Source organism: Syntrophorhabdaceae bacterium (assembly GCA_028713955.1).
Classification (GTDB): Bacteria; Desulfobacterota; Syntrophorhabdia; order Syntrophorhabdales; family Syntrophorhabdaceae; genus UBA5609.
The window spans coordinates 2268-10473 of sequence record JAQTNJ010000035.1 but is presented as its reverse complement, the minus strand read 5'-3'; the positions used below and the strand labels follow the sequence as shown (position 1 = coordinate 10473).

Here is an 8206-nt window from a genome sequence, read left to right as displayed (position 1 = left end):
CCGGCATCAAGTATCGGGTTTTCATGCAGTTCACTATATACGGTATACTATTCACTGTTCACTGCCCTATTCTCACCAGTGTCCGTTTACATCGGGCCCGGTCAATTTAGCAAGTTTTCCCTGCTCGTATGCCTGAATCGCCTGAGCTACAGTCATATTGGATGCGACATAGACATCAACGCCGGCTGCCTGGAGCACACGGAAGGCATTCGGCCCAAGATGACCGCTGACAACCACCTTCGCGCCAGAATTTACTACGTTCTGCGCGCTCTGAATCCCCGCGCCCTGTGCCGCACCCATATTCACCGCGTTATCAATTACAGTATGGTTTTTATTCTCCTTGTCATAGATGATAAGTTTCCGGCTTCTGCCGAAACGCTCATCCACCATTCCTTCCAAGGTTCCATCAACGCTTGTTATCGCTATCTTCATCGTTCCTCCTTGTTCCGTGAGCAATATATTACCTTTTTGAGACACAGACTTTCCTTGCCATCCATGCCCGCACATGTGGCGCCAGCCACAGGGCGGTATCTGCGAATCATCAATGTTTACATTGCCCCCTTCGATCCTGAGCGCCTTTCCGTTCACAACGGCGTCTGCCATCTTTTCATGAGCTAATAGTATAAGACGGTGAAAAGTAGGCTGTGATACATTCATCTGTTTTGCCGCCTCTTCCTGCGGTATCCCAAGATGGTCTTTCAACCTGATAGCCTCCAGTTCGTCATGCTGAAGGATGACCTCAGACAATTCCCCCATCCTTACCCCGGCTGGTTTGAAATATGTTACGTGAGGAAGAAATCCTATATTACGACGGCATGTTGGTCTTGGCATATGTACCTCTATTATGAATATATATTCATAACTACGTCCTTGTCAAGTGCAACTTGAATAAATTTTCCTCAACCGTTTATCTCAAAACCTGTTTCATGCATTAGAAGCAATGTAGTTGTCGCAATCTATTTTACTTATAAGAGCCTTCTTTCCGGAATTTGATATCCAAAATTGACAAGTTCCCTTCCTGTTGTTATATATAAAGTTATGGGGTATGAATCCATATCAATGGGGGGAGTCACGTTATGAGGTTCCATGAATAATAAACGAACGTTGCGTTGCAGTTCGCGCAGTCTTGCCGACAACAAGTATCTTTTGGGTCTTGTCAATATGCCCTTTCCATGAAGGGGCATTTTTTTATACACAGGAATCAAAATCTTTAAGGAGGTGACGGTATGGCAGATGAAACCCCTCTGCTTGACGAGCTCGAAAAGGGGCCATGGCCGAGCTACGTAAAGGAGATCAAACGCGCAGCGAAGAAAAACAAGGCTTCAAAAGATCTGCTCGGGATACAGGAACTGTCCTACAAAGACAGGGTAACCCACTGGAAGCATGGCGGGATTGTCGGTGTTACCGGTTATGGAAGCGGCGTCATCGGAAGATACTGCGATGCCCCTGAAAAGTTCCCTGACGCAGCGGCCTTCCATACATTGCGTGTCAACCATCCTGCGGGCTGGTTTTACTCCACCAAGGCATTAAGAAAGCTCTGCGACATCTGGGAGAAGTACGGCAGCGGTATGACAAACTTTCACGGTTCCACGGGAGATATTATCCTTCTTGGCACTACAACAGAAAATCTGCAACCCTGCTTTGATACGTTGACCGAAAATGGATTTGACCTGGGCGGTTCCGGTTCAGCGCTCCGTACGATCGCCGGATGTGTCGGGAAGGCCCGCTGTGAGTGGTCGAATATAGATACCCTCGACCTTGTCCGTAATCTTACAACGGAATTCCAGGACGAGATCCACAGACCGCGCTGGCCTTACAAATTCAAGATCAAGGCGTCGGGATGCCCCAACGACTGTGTCGCCGCGATCGCGAGGGCAGATTTCACGGTCATCGGCACATGGAAAGACACTCTCCGTATTGATCAGGCGGCTGTAAAGAATTACGCGGACAACGGGTTTGACGTCAAGGGACTGGTTGTTGACAAATGTCCGACCGATGCCCTTGAGTGGGACGAAAAAACAAAAGAACTTAAACTGATAGCGGACGATTGTGTCAGGTGTATGCACTGCATCAACAAGATGACAAAGGCGATCAGGCCGGGTGTCGATACCGGGGCCACGATCCTCATCGGCGGCAAAGCGCCCATCATAAAAGGAGCATATCTTTCCTGGGTGCTTATTCCATTCATGAAGATCGAGCCACCCTATGATGAGATGAAAGAACTTCTCCGCAAGATATGGGACTGGTGGGACGAAAATGGCAGGACAAGGGAAAGGCTTGCTGAACTTATCGAACGAAAAGGGTTAAAGACGTTTCTCCGTGAAATGGGAATCCCGCCGGTCCCGCAGATGGTTTACAAACCAAGGGCAAACCCGTATGTATTTTTCTAATAAATAAGGAGGTTAACATGGGAAGAACCGACATAGGACCGCCTGATTACCAGGAGATGCTCCCGGATATCATAAAGAAAAATTACGGCAAGTGGAAATATCATGAAAACCCCCGCCCCGGTGTCCTCAAGCATGTCTCTGAGAGCGGCGATGAGGCATACACGGTGCGTGTAGGGTCACCAAGGCTTGTCAGTATCGACTTTGTAAGGGACCTGTGTGATATAGCTGACAAATATTGTGATGGTCACCTCCGCTTCACGAGCAGGTTTAATGTCGAATTCATCACTGACAGCAAGGTAAGAGCTGACGGGATCATTGAGGAGGTAAACAAGCTCGGACTTCCCGTAGGGGGGACGGGCAACAGTATCTCTAATATCGTCCATACGCAGGGCTGGATCCACTGTCACAGCGCGGCAACTGATGCCTCCGGTCTCGTAAAGTCCGTTATGGACGAACTCTATGACCACTTCACAAGCATGAAGCTGCCGGCATATATAAGGATCGCCGTTGCCTGCTGCATTAATATGTGCGGCGCCATCCATTGCTCTGACCTCGCAATCGTCGGTGTCCACAGAAGACCTCCGAAGGTAGACAACGAAAAGGTCCTCGCGCAGTGCGAGATCCCTACGACGATCCAATCCTGTCCCACGGGGGCCATCAGACGTCATCCGGACCCGAACGTGAAGAGCGTCATTGTCAGGGAAGACCTCTGCATGTACTGCGCAAACTGCTTCACGGTCTGTCCCGCGATGCCCCTTGCAGATCCCGTTGGTGATGGCGTTGCGATCTACGTCGGCGGCAAGGTCTCCAATGCCCGGAAGCCACCGATGTTCTCAAGGATGGTTGTCCCCTTCCTGCCCAACACGCCGCCCCGCTGGCCGGAGGTCGTCGATGTGATCAAGAAGATCGTTGAGGTCTACGCCGGCAGCGCAAGGAAATATGAGAGGATGGGCGAATGGGTCGAACGGATCGGCTGGGAGAAATTTTTCAAGCTCACAGGGATACCGTTTACCGAACAGCACATAGACGACTTTACCCATGCGGTTGAGACCTACAGGACAACCACTCAGTTCAAATGGTAGCTTACAAGTGGTAGCTTAAGGGGGTGAATACAGTGGCAGATGAAGTGACGGGCGAACTGAAACAAAAGATCATCGATTATCTTAAAACAGTATCAAAGGCAAAGAACAGAGAGGTTGCGAAAGAGATTGGCGCTGATAAGCATATTGTTGACAAGGCAATCGCCGAGCTTAGCAAGGAAGGTGTCATTGAGTATATCTACCTTGGCGCCTCGTTCATAAAACTGAAGGATGCATAAATGCAGTGAATAGTCGATAGTGGACAGTGAACAGTGAGAAACGGATCAATGGTTGAAGACAGAATACCGCCGCGGATCATGATCGCCGCGCCGGCCGGACGGTCCGGAAAGACCACAGTCTCCATCGGACTGTGCAGCCTCTTCAGGGCCATGGGCCTCAAGGTGCAGCCCTTTAAGAAAGGACCCGACTACATAGACCCGTCATGGCTTACCGCTGCATCGGGCAACAACTGCCGCAACCTTGACGCATTTATGATGGGCGAAAAGAGATTGCTCAGGAGCTTCGAAACTATTTCGCCCTGTTCTGACATCGCCATCATCGAAGGAAATATGGGATTGTATGACGGCATTGATAGAAACGGCAAGGGAAGCTCCGCGCACCTCTCAAGACTGCTCAAGACCCCTGTGATACTCGTTGTCAATACCGCCAGGATGAGCAGGAGTATCGCTGCCCTTGTCAGGGGGTATCAGGATTTCGAACCCGACACGGAGATACGGGGCGTGATCCTCAACAACGTCTCAGGCGAGAGACACGCGTCGAAGCTGACCGATGCTATTGAACGGTACTGCAGGATACCTGTCCTCGGAACGATACCAAAAAATGCCTACCTGAATATCAGCGAGAGGCACCTCGGTCTTGTTCCATTCAGAGAAAACGAATCCGGAAACACTATCATAAAGCGAATCTCAGACATCACCGCGCGATACCTTGACCTTGACGGAATCCTCTCTGTCGCCCGCAGCGCGCGAGAATATCCGGTAAAACAGAAGAGGGCGGCTAAGGTCAAAAAACCTCAGGCCCGCATAGGCGTTGTATATGATCGTGTCTTCAATTTTTACTATCCTGAAAATCTCGAAGCACTCCGGACCTCAGGCGCGGAATTAGTAATGATCGATTCTCTTCATGACAAAACATTACCCGACATCGATGGTCTCTATATCGGCGGGGGGTTCCCTGAACTCCACCTCCAGGGATTGTCGGCCAACAGGGACCTGATGCGCTCTATAGCGCTGGCGATAGAGGATAACCTCCCGGTCTATGCGGAATGCGCAGGTCTCATGTACCTTTGCAGCGGAATCCGCTTAAACGGTAAGGTCCATGAAATGGCAGGCGTTATCCCTTCAGAGGTGGTCCTCTCAAAGAGACCTCAGGGGCATGGTTACGTTCACGCGGAGGTTACAGGTCACAACCCGTTTTTTGCTGACGGAACATTGATCAGGGGGCACGAATTCCACTATTCGCAACTCACAGATCCGGCAGGTCTTAACCTTGTTTTAAACATCACGAGAGGGCGCGGGGTGAACGGTTCCATGGACGGGATTATATATAAGAATCTCTTCGCCTCGTACCTCCATATCCACGCGCTCGGTTCACCCGCATGGGCTGACAATTTCGTAGCCTTTGCTTCAGGGGAACACGCACGTGAGCCCTATCTTTATCATTCACAACGAAAGGAGGCGGATAATGGCTGAAGGAGCTGAAATTGTCAAATGCCCTGTTTGTCACACAGAGATCGAGGTCGGTTCCCAGGTCGCCAAACTCTACGGCGCAGTGAGGGCGGCACCCCGGGCAACCAGCACTCACGGCGGCAAAGAATATTTCTTCTGCTGTAAGGCATGCAAAAAGGACTTCGACAAAGAACCTGAAAAATACATCAAGAAATAGGAGGCAACGAATGGCAAAGGTAACTCTTGGCGGCATAGAGATCGAGATCGACGAGGACGGTTTTATTCAGGAACCGGATAAGTGGAACAAGGAGGTCGCGGAAGACCTGGCAAAGGTGGAACAGGCATATCCCATGGGCGAAGATCACTGGAAGCTCGTCAATTACCTGAGAGACTATTACCTTAAATACGAAATAGCGCCACCCATACGGATGCTCGTCAAGCAGACCGGGTTAGATCTGAAGACAATCTACCAGTTATTCCCCGGTGGACCTGCAAAGGGCGCCTGCAAGATAGCGGGCCTCCCGAAACCTACGGGATGCGTTTGAAATCAGCACAGAGCGGAGAGCATAGAGCAGGGAGTAAAAGATCGTCGACTCTCAGCTCTCAGCTCTCAGCTCTCAGCTAAATCATATGAACATCTTCCTCGCCATCCTTACCTACTTCGCTTACATCTTCATCATCACCGCTTATACGTTGAAGATCGTCAAGTATCTCAGTCTGCCGACGCACCTTCGGTGGGAGCTCTACCCGGTGATACATGAAGAGAAGTACCGCTATGGAGGTTCATACTTTGAAGACTTAGACTGGCGGGAGAAGGTACGGAAAAAGAGCCACATAAGGGGCATATCATATCTCCTCAAAGAGTATTTTATTCTCAGCGACTACCTGAAACACCATGTCAGTTACTGGTTGGCCCTCTACCCCTGGCATATCGGGTTTATTCTCATTATCGCCTTTCATACCTTCTGCTTCTTCGGGGCATTTGTCATGGTCCTCGGCGTTGCCATTTCCGCCGGATCGCCTGATATATCAGGAAGGGTTTTTTATTATGCCATCCTCCTCACGGGTGTCATAAGCTTTATCGCGGGCGCCATAGGGAGCATAGGGCTTTTTATTAAGCGCCTCGTTGATGAGAATCTGCGGATATACGCTTCACCGCTCAGTTTCTTTGCATACATTTTCACCTTGATGGTCTTTCTGAGCGGACTCTATTCCTGGTATTTTGTCGATCCAGACCTGGCTGAATACAGAGAATTCTGGGTTGGACTCATCACGTTTCATTTCATTGGCGTTAAACCAGCCACAGCGGCCCATATTATACTCTTTGACCTCTTCCTTATATACCTGCCGTTTACGCGTTCGCTGCACTACATAACCCGTTTCCTTGTTTTCTTCCTGATCCGCTGGGACGATGAGCCGAATGTCAGGGGCGGCGAACTTGAGAAAAAGCTGATAAAACTCTTCGATCAAAAGGTTACCTGGTCTGCACCGCATATTCAGACCGGGAAAAAATGGAGCGAACAGTGACTATGATAAATCCAAACTTTGAAGCACGAAATCCTAATATCGAAGCACTAAACAATTACACATGCCGCGCTCGTGCGGCACTCTCCCCCGAGGAATGTAAATGATGTATCCCGGAACTTTCTTGAGGATGGTCATCGGTGCCGGACTTTCCCCGCAAACACGCTCATACGCTCCAGCGGCTTCCATTCGCTCGCGTTCGGCTTCGGAACTTTTGCTTCGCAAAAGACCGAGCTTCCTCGCCTCACGACGGTTTGCTACAGGAAAGCCCGCCACCGATGACCTGATGATGTATCCGGGATATGCTGTTTTCTACGTAAATTCAAATATCAAATGTTTAAAACGAATCCATAGTGCCCGTGTCTTGAATTTTGAACATTTGAATTTGTTTAGGATTTAGAAATTCGGATTTGGGATTTATTATTATGAAAATAGAGGATATAAGCAAGAAAACCGACCAGCTTGTCAGGATAAAGCCTGGGGATCTCGCGCCGCTCCCTTACCCATATGATGATCCTGCCAATGATCCTGCCATGAAAGAGCTCACTCAGGACCAGAAAGACCGCTATGAGGCATCGCTTGACGGGATCCTTGCCATAGGCATTCCAAAACCGGTGAGCAAGGAAGAGGAGGAAAAACTTGTAAGGCAGTTTCTCTCCGGACTGGAAAAACTTCTCTCACGGGAAAACAACTGGACATTCCTCCAGCCGCTATTGCATTCTCTTGATTATTGCGTGAAATGTCAGATATGTAACGACTCCTGCCCTGCATACATTGCAAGCGGAAAGCAGGAGATCTACCGCCCCACGTACCGCCCTGAGATACTCCGGAGGATCATCAACAAATACCTGAAAAAAAGAGGGGGCTTGCTGGGGAGACTGACAAACAGCGATATAGATCTGAACTGGACCCTCATTGCCCGCCTGGCAGAGCTCGCTTACCGCTGCACGCTCTGCAGAAAATGTGCCCAGGTGTGTCCACTTGGCGTCGATAACGGGCTTATCAGTCATGAGATCAGGAAACTCTTCAGCCAGGAGATGGGGATTGCCCCCAGGGAGCTCCACGAAATGGGCACAGTGCAGCAGTTAAAGGTTGGCTCATCTACCGGTATCACACCAAAGGCCCTGGGAAACATCATCGAATTTATGGAAGAGGAGATCGAGGAAAAGACAGGCAAGAAGATCACAATACCGGTGGACAAGGAGGGGGCGGACATACTCCTTCTCCATAATGCAGGCGAATTCCTCGCCTGGCCGGAAAATACCGAAGCCTTTGCCATCCTCTTCGACGCGGCAGGGATAAGCTGGACGCTTTCGAGCGAGACCGTTGGGTACGATGCTGTAAATTATGGGGTCTGGTATGATGATGTCCAGCTTGCAAGGGTTGCCATTAGACAAGCCACGATAGCAAAACAACTGAAGGTAAAAAAGATCAATGTCGGGGAATGCGGTCATGCACACAAGGCAATGATTGTTGTCGCTGACAGGGTTTTGACAGGGGAACTCAATATCCCGAGAGAAAGCGC

The 8206-nt window shown here is 49.9% G+C and carries 9 protein-coding genes; 8 read left to right on the top strand and 1 reads right to left on the bottom strand.

Translation table 11 applies throughout. The annotated features are described in order from the left end of the window. Positions 1–72: 72 nt before the first annotated feature. A complete protein-coding gene (locus PHU49_05105) occupies positions 73–831 on the bottom strand; it encodes a DUF134 domain-containing protein (GenBank protein ID MDD5243376.1) in 759 nt (252 codons plus the stop codon). Positions 832–1226: 395 nt separating this feature from the next. Here PHU49_05105 and dsrA point away from each other — a divergent pair, with 395 nt between their 5' ends. From dsrA to PHU49_05065, 8 genes are all read left to right on the top strand, one after another. Then, complete coding sequence (gene dsrA, locus PHU49_05100; protein ID MDD5243375.1) at positions 1227–2390, top strand: dissimilatory-type sulfite reductase subunit alpha; 1164 nt, start codon at positions 1227–1229, stop codon at positions 2388–2390. Between the two features lie 17 nt (positions 2391–2407). After that, on the top strand, positions 2408–3472 hold the full coding sequence (gene dsrB / locus PHU49_05095) for a dissimilatory-type sulfite reductase subunit beta (GenBank protein MDD5243374.1): 1065 nt from the start codon (positions 2408–2410) through the stop codon (positions 3470–3472). A gap of 32 nt (positions 3473–3504) precedes the next feature. Beyond that, positions 3505–3708, top strand: coding sequence for a hypothetical protein (locus tag PHU49_05090; protein MDD5243373.1), 204 nt, complete (start codon positions 3505–3507; stop codon positions 3706–3708). A 48-nt stretch (positions 3709–3756) separates the two neighbouring features. After that, positions 3757–5181 (top strand): hydrogenobyrinic acid a,c-diamide synthase (glutamine-hydrolyzing), encoded by a 1425-nt coding sequence (gene cobB, locus PHU49_05085; GenBank protein ID MDD5243372.1) that lies wholly within the window; start codon positions 3757–3759, stop codon positions 5179–5181. Further along, positions 5174–5374, top strand: coding sequence for a YHS domain-containing protein (locus PHU49_05080; GenBank protein ID MDD5243371.1), 201 nt, complete (start codon positions 5174–5176; stop codon positions 5372–5374). Before cobB ends, PHU49_05080 begins: the two co-directional genes overlap by 8 nt. 10 nt (positions 5375–5384) lie before the next feature. After that, positions 5385–5702, top strand: a complete 318-nt coding sequence (locus tag PHU49_05075; protein MDD5243370.1) for a TusE/DsrC/DsvC family sulfur relay protein — start codon at positions 5385–5387, stop codon at positions 5700–5702. An 85-nt stretch (positions 5703–5787) separates the two neighbouring features. Beyond that, positions 5788–6684, top strand: a complete 897-nt coding sequence (locus PHU49_05070; protein MDD5243369.1) for a hypothetical protein — start codon at positions 5788–5790, stop codon at positions 6682–6684. A gap of 422 nt (positions 6685–7106) precedes the next feature. Beyond that, on the top strand, positions 7107–8206 hold a 1100-nt coding region (locus tag PHU49_05065; GenBank protein MDD5243368.1), incomplete at its 3' end, for a (Fe-S)-binding protein.